The sequence below is a fragment of the Dactylosporangium sp. NPDC049140 genome (genome assembly GCF_040648435.1).
The window spans coordinates 240625-263314 of sequence record NZ_JBEZDS010000010.1 but is presented as its reverse complement, the minus strand read 5'-3'; the positions used below and the strand labels follow the sequence as shown (position 1 = coordinate 263314).

General features: G+C 74.8%; 24 protein-coding genes. 5 read left to right on the top strand and 19 right to left on the bottom strand.

Annotated features, from left to right (window positions below; all coding sequences use genetic code 11):
* The first annotated feature begins 21 nt into the window (after window positions 1-21).
* Complete coding sequence (locus AB0B76_RS19510; protein WP_360376699.1) at window positions 22-258, top strand: hypothetical protein; 237 nt, start codon at window positions 22-24, stop codon at window positions 256-258.
* Here AB0B76_RS19510 and AB0B76_RS19505 read toward each other — a convergent pair.
* Genes AB0B76_RS19505 through AB0B76_RS19495 form a run of 3 tightly spaced genes read right to left on the bottom strand, consistent with a single transcriptional unit; the run spans window position 253 to window position 3552 of the window.
* Window positions 253-2007 (bottom strand): ATP-binding cassette domain-containing protein, encoded by a 1755-nt coding sequence (locus tag AB0B76_RS19505; RefSeq protein ID WP_360376696.1) that lies wholly within the window; start codon window positions 2005-2007, stop codon window positions 253-255. The two genes, AB0B76_RS19510 and AB0B76_RS19505, sit on opposite strands and share 6 nt — an antisense overlap.
* Window positions 2004-2933 carry an alpha/beta hydrolase gene (locus tag AB0B76_RS19500; protein WP_360376693.1) on the bottom strand — a complete coding sequence of 310 codons (930 nt, stop codon included), beginning with the start codon at window positions 2931-2933 and terminating at the stop codon, window positions 2004-2006. The genes AB0B76_RS19505 and AB0B76_RS19500 overlap by 4 nt, the downstream gene beginning before the upstream one ends.
* The gene (locus AB0B76_RS19495; RefSeq protein WP_360376691.1) at window positions 2881-3552 is read right to left on the bottom strand and encodes a GDSL-type esterase/lipase family protein; all 672 of its coding nucleotides are present in this window, start codon (window positions 3550-3552) and stop codon (window positions 2881-2883) included. The genes AB0B76_RS19500 and AB0B76_RS19495 overlap by 53 nt, the downstream gene beginning before the upstream one ends.
* Window positions 3553-3611: 59 nt before the next feature.
* Between AB0B76_RS19495 and AB0B76_RS19490 the strand changes: the two genes are divergently transcribed.
* From AB0B76_RS19490 to AB0B76_RS19480, 3 genes are read left to right on the top strand one after another with little or no spacing between them, the layout of a single operon-like run.
* Complete coding sequence (locus AB0B76_RS19490; protein ID WP_360376688.1) at window positions 3612-4706, top strand: alpha-hydroxy acid oxidase; 1095 nt, start codon at window positions 3612-3614, stop codon at window positions 4704-4706.
* Window positions 4706-5941 (top strand): PLP-dependent aminotransferase family protein, encoded by a 1236-nt coding sequence (locus tag AB0B76_RS19485; RefSeq protein WP_360376685.1) that lies wholly within the window; start codon window positions 4706-4708, stop codon window positions 5939-5941. The genes AB0B76_RS19490 and AB0B76_RS19485 overlap by 1 nt, the downstream gene beginning before the upstream one ends.
* A complete protein-coding gene (locus AB0B76_RS19480; RefSeq protein WP_360376683.1) occupies window positions 5938-6537 on the top strand; it encodes a 4'-phosphopantetheinyl transferase superfamily protein in 600 nt (199 codons plus the stop codon). The genes AB0B76_RS19485 and AB0B76_RS19480 overlap by 4 nt, the downstream gene beginning before the upstream one ends.
* Here the strand turns inward: AB0B76_RS19480 and AB0B76_RS19475 are convergent.
* The 16 genes from AB0B76_RS19475 to AB0B76_RS19400 all read right to left on the bottom strand — a co-directional run bounded on the left by AB0B76_RS19475 (window position 6518) and on the right by AB0B76_RS19400 (window position 21035).
* The gene (locus AB0B76_RS19475) at window positions 6518-7258 is read right to left on the bottom strand and encodes a 2-hydroxy-acid oxidase (protein ID WP_360376680.1); all 741 of its coding nucleotides are present in this window, start codon (window positions 7256-7258) and stop codon (window positions 6518-6520) included. The two genes, AB0B76_RS19480 and AB0B76_RS19475, sit on opposite strands and share 20 nt — an antisense overlap.
* A 3-nt stretch (window positions 7259-7261) precedes the next feature.
* Window positions 7262-7549 carry a phosphopantetheine-binding protein gene (locus AB0B76_RS19470; RefSeq protein WP_360376677.1) on the bottom strand — a complete coding sequence of 96 codons (288 nt, stop codon included), beginning with the start codon at window positions 7547-7549 and terminating at the stop codon, window positions 7262-7264.
* Window positions 7550-7568: 19 nt separating this feature from the next.
* Window positions 7569-8492, bottom strand: a complete 924-nt coding sequence (locus AB0B76_RS19465) for a 3-oxoacyl-[acyl-carrier-protein] synthase III C-terminal domain-containing protein (RefSeq protein WP_360376675.1) — start codon at window positions 8490-8492, stop codon at window positions 7569-7571.
* Window positions 8489-9799, bottom strand: coding sequence for a condensation domain-containing protein (locus tag AB0B76_RS19460; protein ID WP_360376672.1), 1311 nt, complete (start codon window positions 9797-9799; stop codon window positions 8489-8491). Before AB0B76_RS19460 ends, AB0B76_RS19465 begins: the two co-directional genes overlap by 4 nt.
* The gene (locus tag AB0B76_RS19455) at window positions 9792-11423 is read right to left on the bottom strand and encodes a class I adenylate-forming enzyme family protein (RefSeq protein ID WP_360376669.1); all 1632 of its coding nucleotides are present in this window, start codon (window positions 11421-11423) and stop codon (window positions 9792-9794) included. Before AB0B76_RS19455 ends, AB0B76_RS19460 begins: the two co-directional genes overlap by 8 nt.
* A 10-nt stretch (window positions 11424-11433) precedes the next feature.
* Window positions 11434-12411 (bottom strand): transketolase C-terminal domain-containing protein, encoded by a 978-nt coding sequence (locus AB0B76_RS19450; RefSeq protein WP_360376666.1) that lies wholly within the window; start codon window positions 12409-12411, stop codon window positions 11434-11436.
* A complete protein-coding gene (locus tag AB0B76_RS19445; protein ID WP_360376664.1) occupies window positions 12408-13373 on the bottom strand; it encodes a thiamine pyrophosphate-dependent dehydrogenase E1 component subunit alpha in 966 nt (321 codons plus the stop codon). Before AB0B76_RS19445 ends, AB0B76_RS19450 begins: the two co-directional genes overlap by 4 nt.
* 12 nt (window positions 13374-13385) lie before the next feature.
* Entirely contained in the window at window positions 13386-14210 is an 825-nt protein-coding gene (locus AB0B76_RS19440; protein WP_360376661.1) for a DUF3050 domain-containing protein, read from the bottom strand.
* 17 nt (window positions 14211-14227) lie between these two features.
* On the bottom strand, window positions 14228-15145 hold the full coding sequence (locus tag AB0B76_RS19435) for a phytanoyl-CoA dioxygenase family protein (RefSeq protein WP_360376658.1): 918 nt from the start codon (window positions 15143-15145) through the stop codon (window positions 14228-14230).
* A complete protein-coding gene (gene hppD, locus AB0B76_RS19430) occupies window positions 15142-16242 on the bottom strand; it encodes a 4-hydroxyphenylpyruvate dioxygenase (protein WP_360376655.1) in 1101 nt (366 codons plus the stop codon). The genes AB0B76_RS19435 and hppD overlap by 4 nt, the downstream gene beginning before the upstream one ends.
* A gap of 12 nt (window positions 16243-16254) precedes the next feature.
* Window positions 16255-17502, bottom strand: coding sequence for a beta-ketoacyl-[acyl-carrier-protein] synthase family protein (locus AB0B76_RS19425; RefSeq protein WP_360376653.1), 1248 nt, complete (start codon window positions 17500-17502; stop codon window positions 16255-16257).
* Window positions 17499-17942: a beta-ketoacyl synthase chain length factor gene (locus AB0B76_RS19420; RefSeq protein WP_360376778.1), complete on the bottom strand. Its 444-nt coding sequence runs from the start codon at window positions 17940-17942 to the stop codon at window positions 17499-17501. Before AB0B76_RS19420 ends, AB0B76_RS19425 begins: the two co-directional genes overlap by 4 nt.
* A gap of 20 nt (window positions 17943-17962) precedes the next feature.
* The gene (locus tag AB0B76_RS19415) at window positions 17963-19030 is read right to left on the bottom strand and encodes a beta-ketoacyl synthase N-terminal-like domain-containing protein (protein ID WP_360376775.1); all 1068 of its coding nucleotides are present in this window, start codon (window positions 19028-19030) and stop codon (window positions 17963-17965) included.
* A 73-nt stretch (window positions 19031-19103) separates the two neighbouring features.
* Window positions 19104-19307 carry a hypothetical protein gene (locus AB0B76_RS19410; protein ID WP_360376773.1) on the bottom strand — a complete coding sequence of 68 codons (204 nt, stop codon included), beginning with the start codon at window positions 19305-19307 and terminating at the stop codon, window positions 19104-19106.
* A gap of 67 nt (window positions 19308-19374) precedes the next feature.
* Window positions 19375-19650 carry a phosphopantetheine-binding protein gene (locus tag AB0B76_RS19405; RefSeq protein ID WP_360376651.1) on the bottom strand — a complete coding sequence of 92 codons (276 nt, stop codon included), beginning with the start codon at window positions 19648-19650 and terminating at the stop codon, window positions 19375-19377.
* Window positions 19647-21035, bottom strand: coding sequence for a class I adenylate-forming enzyme family protein (locus tag AB0B76_RS19400; protein WP_360376771.1), 1389 nt, complete (start codon window positions 21033-21035; stop codon window positions 19647-19649). The genes AB0B76_RS19405 and AB0B76_RS19400 overlap by 4 nt, the downstream gene beginning before the upstream one ends.
* A gap of 748 nt (window positions 21036-21783) precedes the next feature.
* Here AB0B76_RS19400 and AB0B76_RS19395 point away from each other — a divergent pair.
* Window positions 21784-22689: a methyltransferase domain-containing protein gene (locus AB0B76_RS19395; RefSeq protein WP_360376649.1), complete on the top strand. Its 906-nt coding sequence runs from the start codon at window positions 21784-21786 to the stop codon at window positions 22687-22689.
* Window position 22690: the final 1 nt, after the last annotated feature.

The following is a 22690-nucleotide window of genomic DNA, read 5'->3' as shown; positions in this document are numbered from 1 at the left end:
CCGGCCCCTACCGTCAGGGGTATGCACGCACGAGCCATCGGGGTGGTGCTCCTCGCCGACGCACTGCTGGCCGGGGCGCTGTTCCTCGCGATAACCCGGATTCACACACAATTGGCCGTCCTCGCCGGCTGGGGTCTGGTGATGGCGGCGATCGCCCTCGCCGGGGCGTTCCGGCGGCGATCGGACGTCGGCGTACTCCAGATCGCCGTCGCCGTGGCCGTCCTGGTCTTCGCGGCGCCGGCCATCACCGGTCTATGACGTAGGGCCGAACGAGAAGCCGCCGTCGGTGTAGAGGGCGGCCTGCAGGGTGAACAGCTCGTGGTAGACCCCGCCGGCCGCCATCAGCTCCGGGTGGCGGCCGTGCTCGATGACGCGGCCGCCGTCCAGGACGTAGATGTGGTCGGCCTCGGCGACGTTGGCCAGGCGGTGCGAGATGAGGATCGTCGTGCCGCCGGCCGCGCGCAGGTGGGCCAGGAGGCCGTGCTCGGCCCGCGCGTCCAGCGACGACGCCGGCTCGTCGAGGATCAGCAGGTCCGGCGCGCGGTACAGCGCCCGCGCGACAGCCACCCGCTGCTCCTGGCCGCCGGACAGCGCCGTGCCGCCCTCGTGCTCCGGGCCGATCAGCGCCCCGGGGTCCACCTCGCCGGGCCGGAAGCCGGCGGCGCGCAGGGCCGCGCCGACCCGCGCCGGGTCCGCCCCGGGCAGCGGCGCGACGTTGCCGGCGATGGTGTCGCTGTACGTCTGGAAGTCCTGGAACACCACCCCGATCCGGGCCCGCAGGACGTCGCGGTCCAGCTCCCGCACGTCCGTCCCGTTCCACCGCACGGCCCCCGAGGACGGGTCGAACAGCGTCGCCGCCAGCTTGGCCAGGGTGGTCTTGCCCGAGCCGTTGGCCCCGACGAACGCCACGATCCGACCGTGCCCGACGGTCAGGCTCACCCCGTCGACGGCGGGCCGCGACCCGGTCGGGTACGAGAACGACACCGCGTCGAAGGCCAGGCTGGACAGGGCCGCGACCGGTCCGGAGCCCGGGTGCGGCGGGGGAGCGACGAGCGCCTGCTGGTCGCCCAGGAACAGGGCCGCCTCGGCCAGCTCGCCCACGGGGTACCCGAGGCCGCCGAGCAGGGCGGCGATCTGGGCCACCCCGATCGCCGCCGCGATCAGGGCCGCCGCCGGGGCCCGGCCCGACGCGAACAGCCACCCCAGGAGCCCGAGCACGGCGAGCACCGCGACCGCGAACGCGGCCTGGCCGAGCAGCATCCGCCGGAACTGCCGCCGCAGCAGCGTGCGCAGCTCCGTCTCCCGGGCCCGGGACAGCTCCTCGTACCGCGCCGCGAGGTGCGCGCCGAGGCCGAACGAACGCACCTCGGCGGCGGGCTCGCGGGCGGTGAGCAGGCGGTGGTAGTACACCCGGCGCCGCTCCAGCGGGGTCAGCCGGTTGGCCATCGAGTAGCGCTCGCCGGCCAGGGCCCGGGCCACCAGCAGCACCGGGACGGCCGGCACCAGCAGCAGCGGCACCAGCAGGGGCACGAGCGAGACGACGAACCCGGCCAGCACGAGCCCGCGCAGCGTCATCGTGGCCAGCGTCGTCAAGGCCCGCACGACCTGGGCCGGGCGGAAGTCGGTGCTCGAGGCGCGCAGCACCCGGTCGTGGGTCTCCGGCCGGTCGAACTCGACGAGGTCGAGCGCGCCGATCGCGGCGTGGATGCGCCGCGCCGCGTCCTGCCGGACCCGCTCGGTCAGCAGCTCCCGCACGATCGTCGACACGTTGTCGAGCACGGCCAGGACCGCGAGCGTGGCCACGAGGAGCAGCGCGGGCCCGGCGACGGCGGTGAGCCGCAGCGGCGCCGCGAGGAGCGCACCGGCGAGGCGCTGCAGCACCAGCAGCTGGGCGCCGACCAGGACGGACTGCGCCAGCGGGACCGCCACCGCGGCCGACGTCAGCCGGGGCGCGGCCCGGCGGCAGAGCCGGACCGCCTCGGGCAGCGTGCCGGGGACCCGGGTCACCCGTCGAACCACACCCGCAGCTGCTTCGCGGCCTGGGCCTGCGCGACCTTGCCGGCCTCGAGCGAGCCGGCCATCGCGAAGAACCCGTGGATCATGCCCTCGTAGCGGGTCGCCGCGACCGGCACGCCCTCCTGCGACAGCCGTGCCGCGTAGCGCTCGCCCTGGTCGCGCAGCGGGTCGTACTCGGCGGTGATGACCAGCGCGGGCGGCAGGCCGGCGAGGCTCTCGGCCTGCAGCGGCGAGGCGAGGGGGTTGTACGCGTCGTCCAGGTCGGGCAGGTAGTGCGAGCGGTACCAGGCCACCGAGTGATGGTTGAACAGGTACGGGTCGTCGATCGTGCGCATCGACTCGTCGTCGGCGGTCTGGTCGGTGTTCGGGTACACCAGCAGCTGTCCCGTCAGCGCCGGGCCGCCCGCCTCCTGGGCCATGAGGGTGATGCCCGCGGCGAGGTTGCCGCCCGCGCTGTCGCCGCCGACGGCCACGCGGGACGGGTCGGCGCCGAGGGCGGCCGCGTTGGCGATCACCCACTCGGTGGCGGCCCAGCAGTCCTCGATCGCGGCCGGGAACGGGTGCTCGGGGGCGAGCCGGTAGCCGGGCACCGCGACGAGGCAGCCGGCCGCGTTGGCGAGGCTGCGCGCGATGGCGTCGGCGGTGTCGATGGTGCCGAGAACCCAGCCGCCGCCGAAGAAGTACATCAGCACCGGCAGGTTGGGGGCGGCGTTCGGGCGGTAGACCCGGATCGGGATCCGGGGGTCGTCCAGCCAGTGCTCGGTCACCTCGTGCACCTGCTCGGGGCTGCCGCCGGCGGCCCGGATCGAGGCGAGGTCCGCGGCGCGGGCGGCGTCGAGGGTCATCGTGTAGAGCGGGGCGACCTCATCGCGCTCCTTGGCGTCGCGCATGGCCTGCACCTGCGGGTCGAGCGGCATCGACGGAATCCCCCCACTGAAAGCCCAGGCGGTCGAGCACGGCCGCCGCCGCGATCCTATGACTCAGCGCGTTTCCGTGCAGCCCGTCCGGGCCCGTGAGCACCTCTCCGGCGGCGATCGAAGGGTGCCGCGACAGGTCCGCGTGCACGGTGCCGAGCCGGGCCGCCAGCGCGTTCGTGCGCGCGGCCAGCAGCCCCATCCGGCGCGCGAAGCCGGCGCCCAGCCAGGGCGGCATCTGCGGATATTCGCGCATGACGAACACTGAGACCGTCACCACCGTCGCGCCCGTGCCCAGCAAGGCGCCGATGATGTCGGTGAGCGCCGCGTCGACCGCGTCCGCGCGCGACTCGTACCCGGGCCGCATCGCGTCGTTCGCCCCGCACACCACCATCGCGAGGTCGGGCCGGAACGCCAGCGCCGCCGCGAGCTGCGTGTCGCGGACCTCGGCCGCGCGCAGGTTGCGCACGCCCAGGTTGACGAACGCGTCCGGGGCCAGCGCGTCCCGGACCAGCTCGGCGAACCCCCCGGGCTCCTGAACCACGCTGTCACCGACCGCGCAGTAGCGCCGCCACGGCGGCGGGAGCGCATATTCCGGTGCCATGTAGGCCTTTCGGCTCATAGATGGAGCGGACACGGTACGGATAGGCTAGCGCCTATGAGGGCCCGCCGGTGACGACAATGCTCACCGCATCGGACTACCGGCACAGCGCCCAGCGGCTCGTCGAACCGGACGTGTGGGACTTCATCGAGGGCGGCGCCGAGGACGAGCGCACCCTGGCGGCCAACCTGCGCGCCTTCGACCGGGTCCGGCTGCGCCCCCGCGTGCTCGCCGGGGTCTCGGATGCCGACACCACCGTCTCGCTGTTCGGGACCGGCTACGCGACCCCGATCGGCGTCGCGCCCACCGCCTACCACCGGCTCGTGGACGCCGAGGGCGAGGTCGCCACCGCGCGCGGGGCGGGCGCGGCCGGGGCGCTCTTCGTCGTGGGCATGTTCGCCAGCCGCACCATCGAGGACGTCGCCGCGGCGGCCACCTCCGGGCTGTGGCTGCAGCTGTACTGGCTCCGGCGCCGCGACGTCATGCGCACCCTGGCCGAGCGGGCCGAGCGGGCCGGGTACGGCGCCATCATGCTCACCGTCGACGTGCCCCGCATGGGGCGGCGCTGGCGCGACATGCGCAACGGGTTCACGATCGGCGGCGGGGTCGCCGCGGTAAACATCGACCCGGCCGTGATGGCCTCCGCGCACGAGCGCGACGAGGGCCGCTCGGCGATCGCCCGGCACACCGCCGACGCGTTCGACCCGACGCTGGCCTGGGCCGACCTGGCCTGGCTGCGCTCGTGCACCCGGTTGCCGCTGGTGCTCAAGGGCATCCTCACCGCCGAGGACGCGGCCCTGGCCGCCGCGCACGGCGCCGACGCGGTAGTGGTGTCCAACCACGGCGGCCGCCAGCTCGACGGCGCCGTCGCGAGCCTCGACGCGCTCGCCGAGGTCGTCGAGGCCGTCGGCGACCGGCTCCCCGTGCTCTTCGACGGGGGCGTGCGCCGCGGCGCCGACGCCCTCGCCGCGATCGCCCTCGGGGCCCGGATGGTGCTGCTGGGCCGCCCGCCGCTGTGGGGCCTCGCGACCGGGGGCGCCGACGGGGTCGCCGGCGTGCTGCGCGCCGCGACCGGCGAGCTCGCCCACGCCATGGTGCTGGCCGGGCGGCCGGCGCTGGCCGCACTCGACCGCAGCGCCGTCCGCCCGTCGTCGTTGTCTGGAGCTGATGCCTGATGGTGGTGTTGTCCCGCGAGCAGCTGCACACGTCCGTCATCGACCCGGTGTCCGCGTCGATGAACTTCCTCAACGAGATCGCCGGCCGGTATCCGGAGGCGATCTCCCTCGCCGCCGGGCGCCCGTTCGACGAGTTCCACACGGCGTCGGTCATCGACAAGCACCTGCAGGCGTTCCGGGCCAACCGGCCGGTGCTCATGCAGTACGGGCGGACGAACGGCCACATCGGCGACCTCATCGCCCGGATGCTCGAGGTCGACGAGAACATCCAGGTCCCGGCCGCGGCGGTGATGGTCACCACCGGCTGCCAGGAGGCGATGGTCATCGCGCTGCGCGGGCTCTGCGCGGGCCCGGACGACGTGGTGCTCGCGGCCGAGCCCTGCTACGTCGGGCTGACCGGCGCCGCGCGCATCCTCGGCGTCGAGGTCGTCGGCGTGCCGGAGTCCGCCGACGGCCTGCGCCCCGAGACCGTCCGCGCGGTCGCGGCCGCCACCCGGGCCCGCGGCAAGACCCCCCGGGCGCTGTACCTCGTGCCGAACTTCGCCAACCCCTCCGGCGTCTCGCTGCCGGTGCCCGTGCGCCGGGCCCTGCTCACCGCGGCCGCCGACGAGGACCTGCTGATCCTCGAGGACGACCCGTACGGCCTCTTCGGCCTCGACGACGAGCCGCGGCCCACGCTCAAGAGCCTCGACAACGACCAGCGCGTCATCTACCTCGGCTCGTTCGCCAAGTCGTACTTCCCCGGCGCCCGCCTCGGCTACCTCGTCGCCGACCAGCCCGTCGTCGACGCGTCCGGCCGGCGCACGCTGCTGGCCGAGGAGCTGTCCACGATCAAGAGCATGCTGACGGTGAACACGTCGGCGCTGTCCCAGGCGGTCGTCGGCGGCATGCTCATCGACGCCGGGTTCAGCCTGCGGGCCGTGAACCAGGCCAAGATCGCCTTCTACCGGCACAACCTGGCCACGCTGCTGGCCGCCCTTCAGCGCCATTTCGGCGGTACCGCGGTGCGCTGGAACAGCCCCCGCGGCGGCTTCTTCGTCGTGTGCGACGTGCCGGTCGACGCGTCCGAGGAGCTGCTGGAGGTCTCGGCCCGCGAGTACGGCGTGCTGTGGACCCCGATGCGCTTCTTCTACGTCGGCGCCGGCGGCACGCACGCGCTGCGCCTGTCGTGCAGCGCCCTGGAGCCGGACCGCATCGAGGAGGGCGTCCGCCGCCTGGCCGCGCTGCTGCGGTGAGCGCGGTCGTCGACGTCTGGCTGGTCGACACCCGGGCGCCGTTCGTGTCCACACTGGACGCGCAGGAGCGGCGGCGCCGGGACGCGCTGCGCTCGCCGGACGACCGCCGCCGCTTCGACGCCGCCCACTCGGCCCTGCGCCGGGTCCTGACGCCGGGCGCGCGCTTCGTCCGGGGCGCCAACGGCAAGCCGCACCTGCTGGGCGAGCCGCTCCAGGTGAACCTGTCCCACGCGGGGGAGTGGGCGGCCATCGCGGTCACGGACACCCGGCCCGTCGGGGTGGACCTGCAGGACGCGGTGGCCGGCCTCGACCCCGCGGCGCTGGCCCGCCGGTTCTTCCCGCCCGCCGAGGCCGACCTCGTCGCGGCGCACGGGGCCGAGGTCTTCGCGCTGCTGTGGGCGCGCAAGGAGGCGGTGGTGAAGGCGGCCGGCGATCGGCTGACCCGCGGCCTGCTGCTGCCGGTGGCCGGGGACCCGCCGCCGCCCGTCACCCACGCCGGCGTCCGCTACGCGCTCGCCGACCTGGCCGCGCCGGAGGGGTTCCGGGCCGCGGTCGCGCTGGCCGGCCCGGAGCCGTTCAGCATCCGAACGCACTGACGCACAGGTACCCCAGCGCCGGATCGAAGTCGGCGACCATCGCGGGCCCGTCCACCGCCGCGAGGGCCTCCCAGACGCCCGTCATCGGCTGCGCGGGATCGGCGAGCACGACCCGGTCGGCCTTCACGCCGACGCCCGCCAGGTGCCCGCCCAGGACCACCGTCGCCCCGTCCACCTCGCCCAGCAGCTCCACGACGTCGTGCGGCTCGGCGCCGCGCACGATCCGGGGCGCCCGCGCCGGCATCGCGGACGGCCCCAGGTGCAGCGCCACCGCGCAGTGGGCGGCCGGCACCTCGGCGGGCACGCCCGGGTCGTACGGCAGCACCGACTGCTCGGCGACCACGAGCAGCGCCGGCCCGGCGAGGTCGCGCAGCAGCCGCAGCGCCGTGTGCGCGCCCGCGCGGCCCTGGTCCGACACCGCGAACGCCGCCGGGCCGCCGGGGCAGAGGTGGCTCAGGTACGTCGCCGTGGCCCGGCCCGGCTCGATGTCCGGGATGTCGTAGGCGAGCACCAGCGTGTCCACCGGCTCGTCGGGCAGCAGCGCCGCGGCCATCTCGCCGTACGAGTGCCCGCCCGCCATGCCGCGCGGTGCGCCCAGCTCGTAGGGCTCCAGCAGGTCGCCGAGGTAGGTGGCCAGGCGCGCCGCGTGGGCCGGGTCGGCCGCCCGCCGTGCCGGCTCCGGGAACCGCCGTGCCGCCGCGCGGTGCAGACCCCACGGCAACGCCTACTCCTCCTCGTCGAGCAGGTTGCCGGCGACGTAGCTGGCGAGGGTGCCGACCGTCTCGAAGTCGTCGCGGCCCAGGTCCTCGACGCTGATCTCCCGCTCCAGGCGGTCCTCCAGCTCCAGCACCAGCTCCAGGCCGGTGGTCGAGCTCATCCCCAGGTCGTCCATGAGCGTGGTGCCCTCCGACGCGTCGGGCACCTCCCGCTTGAGCACGCGGGGCAGCAGGGCGCAGATCGTCTCCACGACGTGCTCGCGCAGCGCCGGGTCGATTGTCGCGGTGTCGGACACGGTAGTTCCTCTCGACGGGTCAGTGCTCGAAGACCATGGCGGAGAACGTGGCGCCCCGCCCGGCCCCGGCGGCGGCGATCACGTAGCGGTCCCCGGGCCGCAGCAGGCCGCGCTCGACCGCGGTCCGGTGGTTGATGAACGCGTCGGCGCAGAACACGTGCCCGTAGTCGGCGACGTGCTCGAGCAGGACCCGGTCGAGCGGGAAGCCGATCCGCTTGCAGGTGCGCTGCCAGGCGACCTGGTTCACGTTGTGCGGCAGGATCACCGCGATGTCGGTGAGCGCGAGCCCGGCCTTGCCGACGGCCGCGGTGACCGCCTCGCCGAGCGCGTCGTGGTAGATGCGCTGGAACTCCCCGGCCACCTCCTCGAGGTCGCCGTCGAACTCCCCGCGCAGCCGGGCCACGTAGGACAGCAGCCGGTCGCGCCCGCCGCCCGCCGCGATCAGGCAGGCCGCCGCGCCCTCGCCGAACATCGAGGTCTCCGGCACGAACCGGGCCTCCCCGGTGAACGCCTTCTCCCCGGCCAGCACCACGGCGAGCCCGTCGTCGCCGTCGGCCGCGAGCAGGCGCCCGGCGAGGTCGATCGCGAGCAGGCCCGACGCGCACGCCTGCTGGCCGACCGCGAACGCCTGCGCGTGGCCGAGGCCCGCGGCGGCGAGCGCGTCGTGCAGCGGGTTGCGGGGGAACGGCACGACGACCGGGAACGTGCGCGCGTAGAGCACGTAGCGGACCCGGGCCCGCTGCTGCGCGGTGAGCGCCAGGTCGGCCAGGGCCAGCCCCAGCAGCGCGGTCAGCGGCTCGCCGGAGCGGGCCGCGGCGCCGAGCTTGTGGTAGCGGCGGAACACCCGCACCTGCATCGGCGTGAGGTCGAACGCCTCGGCGTACGACTCGATGGTGACCCGTTGCTCCGGCACGAAGGTGCCAACCGCCGCGAGCGCGGTCATGCCGCCTCCTCCAGGGCCCGCACGGCCAGGGTCTCGACGCGGCGCACCAGGGCCTCGGCCGCGGCCGCGGGCAGCCGGGCGGCGTCGGTGAACACGGTCAGCAGCAGCCCGTCGCCCTCGTCGTCGATGTCGACGCTGAGCGGGTCGAACGGGTCGTCCTGGGCGACCGTCCAGCGGAACGAGCCGGGCGGCGCGGCGCGCACCGTCTCCGCGGACGGCACCGGCCCGGCGAAGCCCTGGCGGCTGGCGACCCGGCGGTCGTTGCACCACAGGCCCGCGTCCGGATCGGCGCCGGCCCGGGCGAAGGCGGCGGCGACGGCGTCCGGGTCGAGGTACGCGTACTTGTAGGCGGACATCGCGGCACCCCCGACCCGGCGCAGCGCCTCGGCGAACGGCACCCGGACGTCGACCGCGCACAGGCCGCGCTGGGCCACCATCGCCACGACCCGCTCGAAGCCGCGCCGGAACCGGTTGCTCACCATCGGCCGCAGCACGGCCGGCCCGTCGCCGGGCAGCGCCTGGGCGAGCAGCGTCATGAGGACCTGCGAGGAATCGGCGCCGGCCCGCTCCGACAGCGCGTGCACGGCGAGGGGCAGCGCGGTGCTGCGGAACTCCCCGCGCAGGTGCGGCCCGGAGCCCACCGCGGCCGCGCGCGGCAGGCGGGCGATGGTGCGCTCCCAGTGCCGCAGCGCGGACGCGTTCTGCCGCCGCCCGGCCTCGCCGGCCTGCCACCGCGCCTGTTCCAGCGGCGGGGTGCCGGTCTCCGCCGGGGCGTCCGCGCGGGCGGCGACCTCGGCCAGGAAGATGCGCCCGCCCAGCCCGTCGGTGACCAGGTGCGGCATGACGGTGGACAGGTGCGAGGGGGCGCCGCGGTGGCGGACCACGCCCATGCGGATCGGCCACTCCTCGACGAGGTCGAACGGGCGGGCCCGGTCGCGGGCGTCGAGGGCGGCCACGAACGCCTCGGGATCGTCGCCGTCCGGGCAGTCGTACACGTCCAGCCCGACGGTGCCGCGGTCGGCGACGCTCTGCAGCGGGCGGCCGCCGGCGTTGCGCAGCCGGGTGCGCATCGGCTGGTACCGCCGCATGATCCAGCGCAGTTCGGCCTCGACGTCGCCGAGGGTGGTGCCCGGGGCCAGCCGCGACCAGCCGCCGATCGGCAGCCAGGAGCGCTGCCGGCGCATGGTCAGCCAGATCTCGCGCTGGCCCCAGGACAGCTCGCCGAGCCCGGCCCCGTCGCCGGCGAACCGCACCGGGACCCGCCGGGCCGGCACCAGCGGCCGGGCCGGGGTGGCCAGGTCAGGCATGGGTCATCGCGGCCAGGTGGCGCTGGCGCATGAGGAACTTGCGCACCTTGCCGGTCGGGCCGAGGACGAGGTCGTCGTCGGGGGACACGACGACCTTGCGCAGCGTCGCGGCCGCCGCCGGGGTCAGCGCCGCGCGGACCGCCGCGGTGTGGTCGGCCGCCGGGTCGGCCCCGGCGTGCAGGGACAGCAGCACGTCGGTGACGACCGGGCCCGCGGGCGTGCGGGCCGAGACCACGGTGCAGTCGCGCACCTCGGGCACGGCGCGCAGGATCCGCTCCTCCGACATGGCGGTGTAGAGCCACTCGCCGCCGCCGAGGTCGACGGAGTCCACGGCCCGGTCGACGTGGTAGTAGTAGCCCTCCTCGTCGCGGTACATGAGGTCGCCGGTCAGGTAGTAGCCGGCGAGGCGGTTGCGGTAGGTGTTGACGTGGTCGTTCCAGTAGCCGGGGGCGAGCGTCGGCGCCTTGAGCCCGAAGTGCCCGACCGTCCCGACCGGCACCTCGGCGCCCGTCGCGGTGTCCAGCAGCGCTACGTCGGCGAACACGTGCGGGACGCCGACGCAGCGGCCGTACCGCTCGGTGTCGGTGTGGTGCGTGATGTGGAAGGCGGAGTGGCCCATCTCGGTCGAGCCGAGGCCGTCAACGAAGCTGGAGCCCTTGACCCGCCGCACGCCCTCGCGGGTGACGACGTTGCGGCTGCCGGCGGCGACGAGGTGGCGGATGTGCGGCTCGTGCGCGCAGTCGCCGGTGTTGAACCACAGCGACACCGAGCCGACCTCGTGCGCGTCCAGGTCGTAGCGGGCCAGCTCGGCCCAGGTCACGGCGAAGCCGAACACGCCGGTCGGCCGCCACCGCTCGATCGCCGCCAGCACCTGCGCGCCGTCGTCCTGCCGCGACAGGAACAGCAGCTCCGAGCGGTTGCTCAGGGCGTGGTTGATGGTCATGATGCCGGCCGCGTGCGGGGCCGGCAGGGCGCTGAGGATGCGCTCGGTGCCCTGCGCCCGGGGGCCGCTGAGCCGGATGCGGCGCGTGGCGTGGAACAGGCTCGCGTGCGAGTGCACGACCGCGGTCGGCATCCGGGTGGTGCCGGACGAGTGCGTGATCGCGATCGGGTCGTCGTCGTGGTGGCGGAACGCCACCGGCGCGTCCGCGGGGTCGCCGGTGCCGGTCTCCGCGACGTCGTGCACGGCGATACCGCCGAGATCCTGGCCCGCGAGCCGGTCGCGGTGGGCCTCGTCGGCCAGCAGGGCCACGCCCCGCAGCTTGCGGATGTACTCGGCCGCGATCTCCCCGGGGATGTTCGGGTTCATCAGCGCCGGAACGGCGCCGAGCCAGGTCAGGCCCATCCAGTTCAGGAAGCAGTCGGCGGCGCCGCTCACGTAGATCGCGACCGGGTCGCGGCGGCGGATGCCGGCCGCGTGCAGCCAGGCGGCGCGGGCGGCGGCGCGGGTGTACAGCTCGCCGAGGGTCAGCCCGTGCCACGCCGGGAACCCGTCGACCGGCGTGTCGAACGCCATGCCGGGCCCGTCCAGCGGCGCGCCGTGCTCGATGAGCTTGTGCAGCACGTTGCCCGCCCCGACGCTCGGGTCGGCGGCGAGCGCGGCCCGGATGTTCACAGACGCCATGGAGGTCTCCTCATCTCTGTCCAAGTTTCGCGACGTCCTCGACCGCGGCGCGCAGCTGCGCCCGGCTGGGTTGCAGCGCCAGGTCGAGCTCGCGGGCGAACGGCAGTACCGCCCCGTCCGGGCGGGTCACACGGCGCGGCGGCGCGACGAGGCGCATCCCCTCCGCCGCCGAGGCGAGGATCTCCCCGGCGATGCCGCAGGAGCGGTTGGAGTCGTCGGCGACCACGAGCCGCCCGGTGCGCTCCAGCGACGCGGCCAGGCCGGCCCAGTCGAAGGGGTGCAGCGTGCGGGGGTCGAAGACCTCGACGGAGACGGTACCGGCGAGCTCGTCGGCGACCGCGAGGGCGTCGTGGACGAGGTGGCCGACGGCGACCACCGTCACGTCGTCGCCGGCGCGGTGGACGCGGCCGACGCCGAGCGGGATCGGCTCCAGCGCGGCCGGGTCGACGTCGGCGCGCACGCCGATCGCGCCCGCGGGGGCGAAGACCACCACCGGGTCGTCGTCGCGGATCGCGCTCACCAGCAGCCCGTAGGCGTCGGCGGGGGTCGCGGGCACCACGGTCTTCACGCCGACGTGGGCGAAGAGGCTGTACGGGTGGTCGGAGTGCTGGCCCGCCCAGCCGCCCCGCGAGCCGGAGCTGGGCAGCAGGTACGTCACCGGCACCCGCGTCTGCCCGCCGGTCATGAGCGAGAACTTGTGCGCCTGGTTGGCGATCTGCTCGAAGGCCAGGAACAGCAGCGCCGGGATCTGGAACTCGATCAGCGGCCGCTGCCCGGCCAGGGCCGCGCCGGTGGCGAAGCTCGTGAACGCCTGCTCGGAGATGGGCATGTCCACGACCCGGTCGGAGCCGAACTTCCTGTGCAGCCCGGTGGTCACGTTGCTGACCGCGACGCGCACGTCCTCGCCGAACACGCACACCGCCGGGTCGCGCTCCATCTCGGCGGCGATCGCCCGGTTGAGCGCCTTGAGGTACGACAGAATCGTCACGCCGCACCCGCCCGCACCCGCAGGCCGTCGGCGTAGAGGTGCTCGAGCGCCCCGGCCGGGTCCGGCGGCGGGCTCTGCCGGGCGAAGCGCACGGCCGCCTCCAGCACGTCCTCGATCCCGGCGTCGATGCGCGCCCGTCCGGCCGGGTCGAGCCGCGCGCCCTGGATCTCCACCGGGTCGCGGGCCGTGCCCGCGGCGACCTCGGCGTCGGTGCGGTAGCGGGGCCGGGCCGCGTGCTCCCAGGTGTGGTGCGCGTCGAACCGGTACGCGACGCACTCGACAAGCGACGGCCCCTCCCCGGCCCGGGCGCGCTCGACGGCCGCGGCGGTCGCGGCCAGGACGGCCCGGGGATCGGTACCGTCCACCGTCGACGCCGGGATGCCGAAGGCCGCCGCGCGCCCGGCGACGGTGCCGGCCACCGCCTCGGCGAAGCGGGTGGTGGTGGCGAAGCCGTTGTTCTCGCAGACCAGCACGACCGGCAGCTTCCACAGCGCGGCGAGGTTGAACGTCTCCAGCACCACGCCCTGGCTCACCGCGCCGTCGCCGAAGTAGGTCAGCGCGACGCGGTCCAGCCCGGCACGGCGGGCGGCCCAGGCGGCCCCGGTGGCGATCGGTACGGCGGCGCCGACGATCGCGTTGGCGCCGAGGATGCCCAGCGAGAAGTCGGCCGCGTGCATGGACCCGCCGCGGCCGCGGTTGAGCCCCGTGGCCCGGCCGGCCAGCTCGGCCATCATCCGTGCCGGGTCCGCACCCTTGGCCAGCACGTGCCCGTGGCCGCGGTGGGTGCTGGTGATGACGTCGCCGGGCCGCAGGGCGGCGCACGTGCCGGCCGCGATGGCCTCCTGCCCGAGGTACGGGTGGATGCCGCCGACGATCGTGCCGTCGCGGACGAGCTCGATGGCCCGCTCCTCGAACCGGCGGATCAGGCGGACGGTCCGGTACAGCCCGGCGTCGTCGGTCACGTCGGCGTCCCCTTACGCCGCGACGGTCTCGGCCGCGGCGGCGTCCGGCGCCAGGGCCTCGATCTGCGCGAGGATGCCGCTCCACAGCCTCGTCCGCGCGGCGAGCGCGAGGTTGACCGTCTCGGCGCACTCGCTCCACTTGGTCTCGTCGTCGCCGCACAGGTCGGTGACCATCTGCATGGCCATCGGCGTGTGCTGCTCGCCGTCGACCTCGATGTGCCGGGCCAGGTAGTCCACGAACGTGTCGAGCCGCCCGACCTGCTCGTTGACCTTCACGACCTGCTGGAACATGTCGGGGATCAGGTCCTCGCGGCCGAAGGCGAACGCGGCCGCCTGGCAGTGCACCGGCGCGGTGTCGATGAGGTGCCAGGTGAGCGCGACGAACTCGGCCGCCGGGGCCGGCACCGCGGCCCGCTCCATCGCGGCCGGCACCGGGGTCCCCGCGCGGAGCAGGCCGATGAAGTCGTCGATGGCGGTGCGGTCGGCGCCGGCCTCGGTCATGCCCTCGAGGTACAGCTCGAAATGGCTGATGAACCCGCCGCGCAGCTCGTCGCTCTCCTCGACCAGCACGATGTCGTTGATGAGCCGGCGGCTGCCCGTCGGCCCGGTCGGGATCCACGGCACCTCGACGCACGTGAGGTTGCGCTGCAGCGACTTGAGCAGCGACATGAAGTCCCACACGGCGAAGACGTGGTGCTCCAGGAACGTGCGCACGGCCGGCAGGCCGGTCAGGCGGGCGTAGATCGGGTGGGTGACGACGTCGGTGCGGGCGCTCGCGATGAGCTCCTCGAGCCGGTCGATGCCGGGGTGCCGACGGCCCCAGTCGTAACGGGACATGTTCGCTCCTTCGGGGTTCAGGCGTTGTGCCACAGGACCGGGCAGAACTCCGGGTCCGCGTAGTCGGGCCGGCCGTCGGCGGTGCGGCGGACCAGGACATCGTGGTTGTACTGCACGAGATCGCCGTTGGAGAGGCGGAAGGGGCGGTACTCGTTCGCGCCCGGCTGCAGGTGGAACGAGATCGCGCGGCGCGGGCGGGCGCTCACGTTCGCACCGCTGCCGTGGTAGGTGCGGCAGTGGTGGAAGCTCATGTGCCCCTTGGGGATGACCATCGGCACCTTGCGGACCACGGCGCGGTTGTGCTCGGCGTTGCGCTCGAGCATCCGCTCCAGGTCGTCGTTGTCGCGGTCGGCGAAGTGCCGCGCCGTCGAGTCGTTCGCGCCGATCTCCTCCCAGCGGTGGCTGCCCTCGACCATGGTGATGGTGCCCATCTCCACGCCGCAGTCGTGGAACGGGATGAACGCGGTGAGCATGTCGTCGGACGTGCACGACTGCCAGTAGTGCCGGTCGAAGTGCCACGGCACGAGGTTGGAGGGCTCCCCGGCGATCGGCGGCTTGTAGATGAGCGTCGACTGGAACACGCGGATCTCCGCGGCCCGGGCCAGCCGCGCCGCGACCGCGCCGACGATCGGCTTGCGCAGGATACGCGCGATGTCGGCGCTCTCGTAGTGGATGTAGTCGTTGTGCCGCTGCACCGGCCCGTCCTCGGGCCGCCAGTAGGCCAGCCGCGGCGGGCGGGAGGGTAAGACGCGCGAGCGCTCCCCGGCGTAGAACCGCTCGCTCGCCGCGACGAGCTCGTCGACCTCCTCGTCGGTGAAGAGCTTGCGGGTGAGGTACCACCCGTTGCGCGCATACGCCGCGACCTCCTCGTCGCTCGGCAGCAGCGTGAGGTCCTCCTCCGGCAGCGCAGAGTCGCGTGAGACGGAAACGGTCACAGGACGGTCCCTTCCGAGAGTGTGGTGTCGCGGACCGCCGCGAGCTCGCGCTCCTTCGCCGCGTACAGCGCGGGGATGTTGCTCGTGCCGAACGTCCGGGCGCCGTGGCGGTCGATGAGCTCGTTGAAGTACGTGCGCCGGATGTGCGTCGACTTCGCGAAGATCTGGTACATCTGGCCCCAGTGGTCGCGGTCGACGAGAATGCCCAGCGGCCGCAGGTCGGCCACGGCCACGTCGGTCTCGCCGAGGCGGGCGGAGAGCATGTCGTAGTAGCTGCCCGGCGTCTGCGCGAACTCGACGCCCCGCTCGCCCAGCGTGCGCACCGCGGTGACGATGTCGTGCGTGCTCAGCGCGAGGTGCTGCACGCCGGCGCCCTCGTGCCAGGCCAGGAAGTCGTCGATCTGCCCCGCGCGGCGGCTGATGTCGGGCTGGATGAGCGTGAACGTCACCCCGCCGGACGGGCTCTGCACCACCTTGGAGTGCATGCCCTGCTCGCCGACCTCGATGTACTCCTGGAAGATCATCCCGAAGCCGAAGACGCGCTCGTAGTAGGCGACGGTGCTCTCGAGCTCGCCGGCCGGCAGGCACACGGCGGCGTGGTCGACGGCGTGCAGCAGGTCGCCCTCGCCCGGCCCGGCCGGGGCCGCCGACATGTCGACCAGGCCCGGCAGGAACTGCGGGTCGGCGCGGTCGCGCTGGACGAGCCGGTGCGTCACGTCGCCGAAGCCGGACACCTCCGCGACCACCACGGTCGAGCCGCCGCGCGTCACCGCCTGCGGCGCCGACACGGGGGTCGCGCCGGCCGCGACCGCCTCCGCGAAGGCCGCCCGGGCGTCGGTGCACCCGAACGCGACGATCGCGACGCCGTCGCCGTGCTGGGCCACGTACCGGCTCGCCCGGTGCCCGCCGCTGAGGCCGGACGTGAGCAGGATCCGGATGTCGCGCTGGCCGAGCAGCACGCTGCGCTGGCCGGCGAGGCCGGTCTCCGGGCCGCCGTGCCCGAAGACGTGGAAGCCGTACTGCGCGCAGAGCTGGGCCGCCGCCGCGCGGGCGTCGCCCACGTACAGTTCGACGTGGTCGGTATCGAGGATTTCCATGTGCGGTCCCTTTCAGGCTTTCGACCACTGCGAGCCCGGCGGCCCGAACACGAGACTCACGTTGTGGCCGCCGAAGCCGAAGGAGTTGGACAGCGCGTGGGTCACCGGCGCGGTGCGGGGCGTGCGCAGGTGGTCCAGGTCGCAGGCCGGGTCGGGCTCGTCGAGGTTGTGCGTCGGCGGCAGCACGCCGCGGCGCAGGGCCTCCACCGTCACCGCCGCCTCGGCCACCCCCGAGGCGCCGAGCATGTGCCCGGTGACGCCCTTGGTCGAGCTGACCGGCGGGGTGTACGGGCCGAACACGGCGCGGATCGCGAGGGACTCGGCGACGTCGCCGAGCTTCGTCGAGGTGCCGTGCGCGTTGACGTACCCGATGTCGGCGGGCGTGAGCCCGGCGTCCGCGACGGCGCGGCGCATGCACTCGGCGGCGGCGGAGCCGTCGGGGCGCGGCGTCGTCGGATGGTGCGCGTCGTTCGTCGCGCCCCAGCCGAGCAGGTCGGCGTGGCGGGCGGCGCGGCGGGCGTCGGCGTGCTCGGGGCGCTCCAGGACGACCACCCCGGCGCCCTCGCCGAGCACGAGGCCGTTGCGGCGCCGGTCGAACGGGCGGCTCGCCTGCGTCGGGTCGGCCCAGCCGCGGGCCAGGGCGCGGGCGTTGCCGAAGGTGTCGGCCAGGGTCGGGAACAGCGGGGCCTCGCTGCAGCCGCACACGACCACGTCGGCCTCGCCGCAGCGCAGCAGCCGCAGGCCCTCGCCGATGGACTGGGCGCCGGCGGCGCACGCGGTGCCGACCGAGGAGCTGAAGCCCTGCAGGCCGTACTTCATCGCCACCCGGGCCGCGCCCATGTTCGGCAGCATCCCCGGCAGCAGGTACGGGCTGACCCCGGCCCGGCCGCGCTTGTCGCGCTGGACCGCCTGCGCGTCGAGGGTGGCGAGGCCGCCGGTGCCGGAGAGGATGACGGCGACGCGGTAGGGGTCGACGTCGCGCCCGGCGACGATCCCGGCGTCGGCGAGCGCGGCCTCGGCGGCGGCGAGGGCCATCACGATGTACCGGTCGACGAGCCGCGCGTCGGGGCCGGGCAGCACCGAGAGCGGGTCGATCGGCGGCCCGAACGCGGCCACCTCCACGGACCCGGCCAGCGGATGGTCCGGCGGCGGGCCGGACAGCCCCGAACGGCCCTCGCACATCGCGTCGAAGACCTCGGCGGCGGTACCCCCGACGGGCGTGACGAGCCCGATGCCGGTGACGGCCGCGTGCGCGTTCATGCTGTACCTCCCGATAGGAGCACCGCGGTGGCGGTGCCGCCGCTGACGTCGATGAGCAGGACCCGGCGCGCGTCCCCGTCGGCGACCAGGCCGCGCGCGGCGTCCAGGCCCGCGGCGGTGTCGCACAGGCAGCTGACCGGCCCGGTCAGCCCCCATCTGGCGGCGATGTGGCCGAGCACCGCGTTGGGCACCGACTGGAAGAAGAACAGCGGGCCGACCCGCGCGCCCTGGTCCACCGCCCGGGCGACGTGGGCGGCGCTGTCGACGTCGCCGACGTCGCTGACGAGCACCAGCGCGGTGTCGGGCTCCGGGCCGGGCGCCGCCTCCAGGCAGCGGCCGGCGACGGCGGCCACGAGCGGGTTGAACTCGGAGTGCACGAACCCGGCCAGGCGCGGCGGTGCGGCGTCCGCCGGCCACTCGGCCGTGGCCAGCACGCGCAGTCCGGCAGCCCCTAAGCCGTTCACGGCGCGGCGCCCAGCAGCAGCGCGGTGTTGGCCCCGCCGAACGCGGCGTTGAGGCTCAGCGCGTAGGCGGGGGCGGCCGCGCGGGGCTCGAGCACCAGGTCGAGCGCGCACTCCTCGTCGGGGCCGAGGTACCCGGCGTTGACCGGCAGCCGCCCGCCCCGCAGCGCGTGCAGAGTCACGGCGAGCTCGAGCACGCCGGAGGCCTCGAGGGCCTGGCCGTGCAGGGCCTTGGTCGACGACACCGGCACCGCGGCCGCGTGCTCGCCCAGGGCGGCGTGCAGGGCGAGGGTCTCCGCGGCGTCGCTCGGGGCGGTGCCGGAGCCGTGGGCGTTGACGTACCCGACGTCGCCGGGCCCGATCCCGGCCCGGCGCAGGGCGCCGGCGACGGCCCGGGCCAGGCCGCGGCCCTGCGGGTGCGGCCGGCACGGGTGGTGGGCGTCCCCGGCGCGGCCCCAGCCGGCCAGGCGGGCGAGCGGGTCGGCGGCGCGGGCCTCGGCCGCGGCCGCGGACTCCAGCACGACGGCCCCGGCGCCGTCGCCGAGCAGCAGGCCGTGCCGGTCCGCGCTGAACGGGCGGACCTGCCCGTCGGCGGCGAGGGCGCGGCCGGCGTCGAAGAGGGCGTACTGGTCGGCCTCGACGAGGTAGCCGCCCGCGACCACGATCCGCTCGGCCTCGCCGCGGGCGATGATCCCGGCGGCGTCGGCGATCGCGGTGCTCGCCGCGACGCAGGCGGAGGTGTAGGCGCGGGACGGGCCGAGGCCGGTGTTGCGGGCGAGGGCGGCCGCGAAGGCGTGGCCGCCGTGGCGGGGCCGCTCCGCCGGGGCCGAGCGGGCCAGCCGCGGGTCGCCGTGCACCGCCAGGAACAGCGGCGCGGCGGCCCGCTCGGCCGGGCCGAGCTTGGCCTCGTCGCAGGCCTCGTCGACCAGCCACCACAGCTCGTCGTCGAGGTCCGGGTCGCCCGGCAGGGTCGCGGCGACGCCGACCCGGCGGCCGGCCACGTCGAAGCGGGTGACGGGCGCGAACGCCGGCCGGCCGGCGTCCAGGCCGGCGGCGAGCGCGCCCATGCCCCGGCCGAACGCGCTGAGCACGGCCACGCCGGTGATCAGCACGTCGGTCCTGCCCTTGCTGTTCACGGCGTCACCGGGCGCCCGTCTGCGCACTCAGCCCGGCCAGGACCGCGACGGCACCGTCCACGGTGGACATGCGGGCCAGCTCCTCGTCGGAGAGGTCCAGCACGGCGCCGTAGTGCTGCTCGAGCTGGTGGATCAGCCACGCCAGCTCGAGGGAGTCGATCCCCTCGGCGACGTCCTCGTCGCGCCGGTCGCCGTAGGTGGCCAGCATCGCGACGACCTGCGTCCGGGTGGGTGGCTGCGGATCGGTGGCGCCGCTCGGTGCCGAAGGTGCCACGTCAGCTGCCCGCGGTCGCCGCGGCGGCCCGGCGCTCGGCGACGGCGGCGACGAACTCGCCGACCGTCATGCCGGCGAGCTTCTCGGCCTCGTCGTCGTCGAAGCGCACCCCGAAGCGGTCCTCCACGCGGACCGCGAGCTCGGCGAGCGACAGCGACTCGAGGTCGGCGCCGGCCGGCCCGAGTGCGGTGTCGTCGTCGATGTCGTCGGTGCTGTAGTTCATCTCGGTCAGCGAGTCCAGGAAGAACTGGCGGATCTGGTTCGTCTCGTCGCTCATGCCTCGGTGTTTCCTTCCTTCACGGACGCCGCGACCAGCAGGGCGCGGTCGCGGACGAGCTTGCCGGTGGCCGTGCGGGGCAGCTGCTCGACGACCCGCAGCACGCGGGGGCGCTTGAAGGCGGCCAGCCGCCGGGCGAGCTCGGCCTGCACCTGCTCCGCGGTGGCGTCCTCGCGCAGCATCACGTAGCCCTCGACCCTTTTCGACGCCTGGTCGAACGTCACGACGGCGGCGGCGACGCCGGGCAGCGCGGCGAGGGTGTGCTCGACCTCGGTGAGGTCGACCTTCAGCCCGCCGACGGAGACCTGGGAGTCGTTGCGGCCGTGGATGCGCAGCCGGCCGGTGCCGGGGTCGACGGTGCCCGCGTCGCGGGTGTGCAGCCAGCCGCCGGCCCAGCGGGTCGGGTCGGACAGGCCCAGGTACGGCGACTCGGCCAGCGACACGAGCAGCTCGCCCCCCTCCTCCCGGACCCGCAGGCCGGGCGCGGGGGTCAGGGCCGGGCGGTGCTCGCCGAAGAGGTCGGTGGCGATGACGCCGACCTCGGTCATGCCGTACATGTTGCCCAGGCGCACGCCGAAGCGGTCCGTGAACGTCTCGTGCACGGCGGCGCGGACGAGCTCGCCGCCGGTGGTCATCCCGGCCAGCTGGGGCAGCCGCGGCGGCGTCGGCCCGGAGGCGAGCAGCTCGATGTGGAACGGCACGCCGAGGATCGTGGTGGGCTCGGGGCCGGCGGCGACCGCGGCCAGGATGCCGTCCGCGGTCATTCGGGCCGGAACGATCACCTGGGCCCCGGCGTGCAGGCCGTACAGGAGGCCGCCGACGAGGCCGAGCACGTGCACCATCGAGGCCAGGCAGACGATGCGCTCGCCGGGCTGGGGCACGCCGGCGCCGATGGCCACGTACCGCTCCAGCTCCTCGACGAGGTTCGCCGCGGTCCGGGCGATGACCTTCGACGGCCCGGTCGAGCCGGAGCTGAGCTGGACGAGCGCGTGCGGGGTGTCGGCGCGGCGGCCGGGGAAGGTGGCGACGCGCTCCTGGACGTCCTGGAAGCCGCGCAGCGGGCCGCCGGTGGCGTGCTTGGCGGACACGACCGCCTGCGGGGCCAGCCGCTGCAGGGCGGCGTCGACCTCGAACGGGGTGAGCCGGTGGTCGAGCAGGGCCGCCCGCGCGCCGAGGCGCCAGCAGGCGAGCAGGTTCGCGACGAAGGCCAGCGACGGGGCCAGGCAGATGGCGACCGAGTCGCCGGGGCCGTGCGCGCCGATGCCGGCCGCGGCCAGCACCGCCTGCCGCTGCTCGACGAGCTCGCGCAGCGCGGCGCGGGTCACCGGGGCGTCGAGGACCAGCGCCGGCGCCGCCCCGGGGCGCGAGGGCCCGGCCAGCAGCACGTCGTCGACCCAGCCCGGGTCGAGGGCCGGTGCGGTCACCGCACACCACCTTCTTCTGTCATTTCGGCACGGCGATCCGGCGGCCGGAGGCGCCGCGATTCGCCGCGAACGGGCGGGCGGCGCGCCGGGGCCGCTGAGGCACTCCGCGCGCAGGGTGAAGCGGCTGACCGGGCCGGACCGCATTGGCCGCCGGTCAGCGTGCACACCCCCGGATGAACACACTGCGAGAAGGTCGGGGGCAAGTGGCGCCTGACGTCCGTCACCGTTGTCCGGACTCAAGTGCCCGCCGCATTGCGCAAGGAATTGGGCACCCCGACTTACGGATAGACCATACGCAATCGAAGTCGTTTTACAAGAGTGCGCAGCCTGAGCATGTGACGGGATGTCCGTTCTGTCACACCCGATCCCGGGAAAACTCGTTTGGATCGATACGAACGCCATTTCGGACGCGCCGCTGGTCAGGATCGGTGGCGGCCACATGCGACCCGTGCTCAATCGGACATTAGCTCGCATGTTCACCCGCTTCGGGTCGAGCCGAGGTGTTTCGCCAGCAATTGTGGCGGCGGCCACGCGGGCATTCGCGGATATATGGCCTGTACAGGTATTCGCCCGGGCCGAGTACAACGGCTCGTGGAAGTTACACGGTCATTGACAAGCGACATCGTCACGTTCATACAATGGCCGGGCTCGCGCCGCTTTGGGTTTCGGGCTCTCTTTCCCGGTACAGTTGTTTCGGAGATTTGCGACTGTGAAAGCCGAAATCGGATCCGCATACCCGTCCGCCCCCGCCGGACCCGGGCTCAACGCCGCGGTCGAGCGCTATTACGACACCACCCTCGACCTGTACGAGGACCTGTGGGGCGAGCACGTCCACCACGGCTTCTGGGACGCGGGCGAGCGCCCCGGCAGCGACGACGAGCGCCACGCCGCCACCGACCGCCTGGTCCGCGAGCTCGTCGCGTTCGCCGGCATCCCGGCCGGCGCGCGGGTGCTCGACGTCGGCTGCGGCATCGGCGGCCCGGCGCTGCACCTGGCCGGCCCGCACGGCTGCGCCGTCGAGGGCGTCACCCTCAGCGCCGCGCAGGCGGCCCGGGCCAACGAGAAGGCGGCCGCGGCCGGGCTGGGGGAGCGGGCCCGCTTCCACCAGCGCGACGCGCTCGACAACGGCTACCCCGACGCGTCCTTCGACGCGCTGTGGGCCGTGGAGAGCCTCATGCACATCGCGGACCGCGCGGCCTTCTTCGCCGAGGCGATGCGGCTGCTGCGCCCGGGCGGCATCCTGGCCATCGCCACCTGGTCGGTGCGCGACGGCGAGCTGAGCCCCGAGGAGCACCGCGTCGTCGACCAGATCCTGCGCCACCAGGTGATGCCGAGCTTCTCCTCGCTGGAGGAGCACGAGCGGCTGGCCCGCGCGGCCGGCTTCGCCGAGGTGTCCTCGGTGGACTGGAGCGCGAACGTCGCCAACTCGTGGGAGCCGACCTTCGCGCAGGTGCGGGAGCTGGACAACGGCCGCGCCCTGATGCGCGACCTGGCCCGCGACCGGGGCGTCGACGTGCTCGGCTTCTTCTACGCCGGGCCGCTCATGCTCAAGGGCTTCAGCACCGGCGCCGTGACCTACGGGGCCGTCCGCGCGACGAAGCCGGCCGGGGACTGAG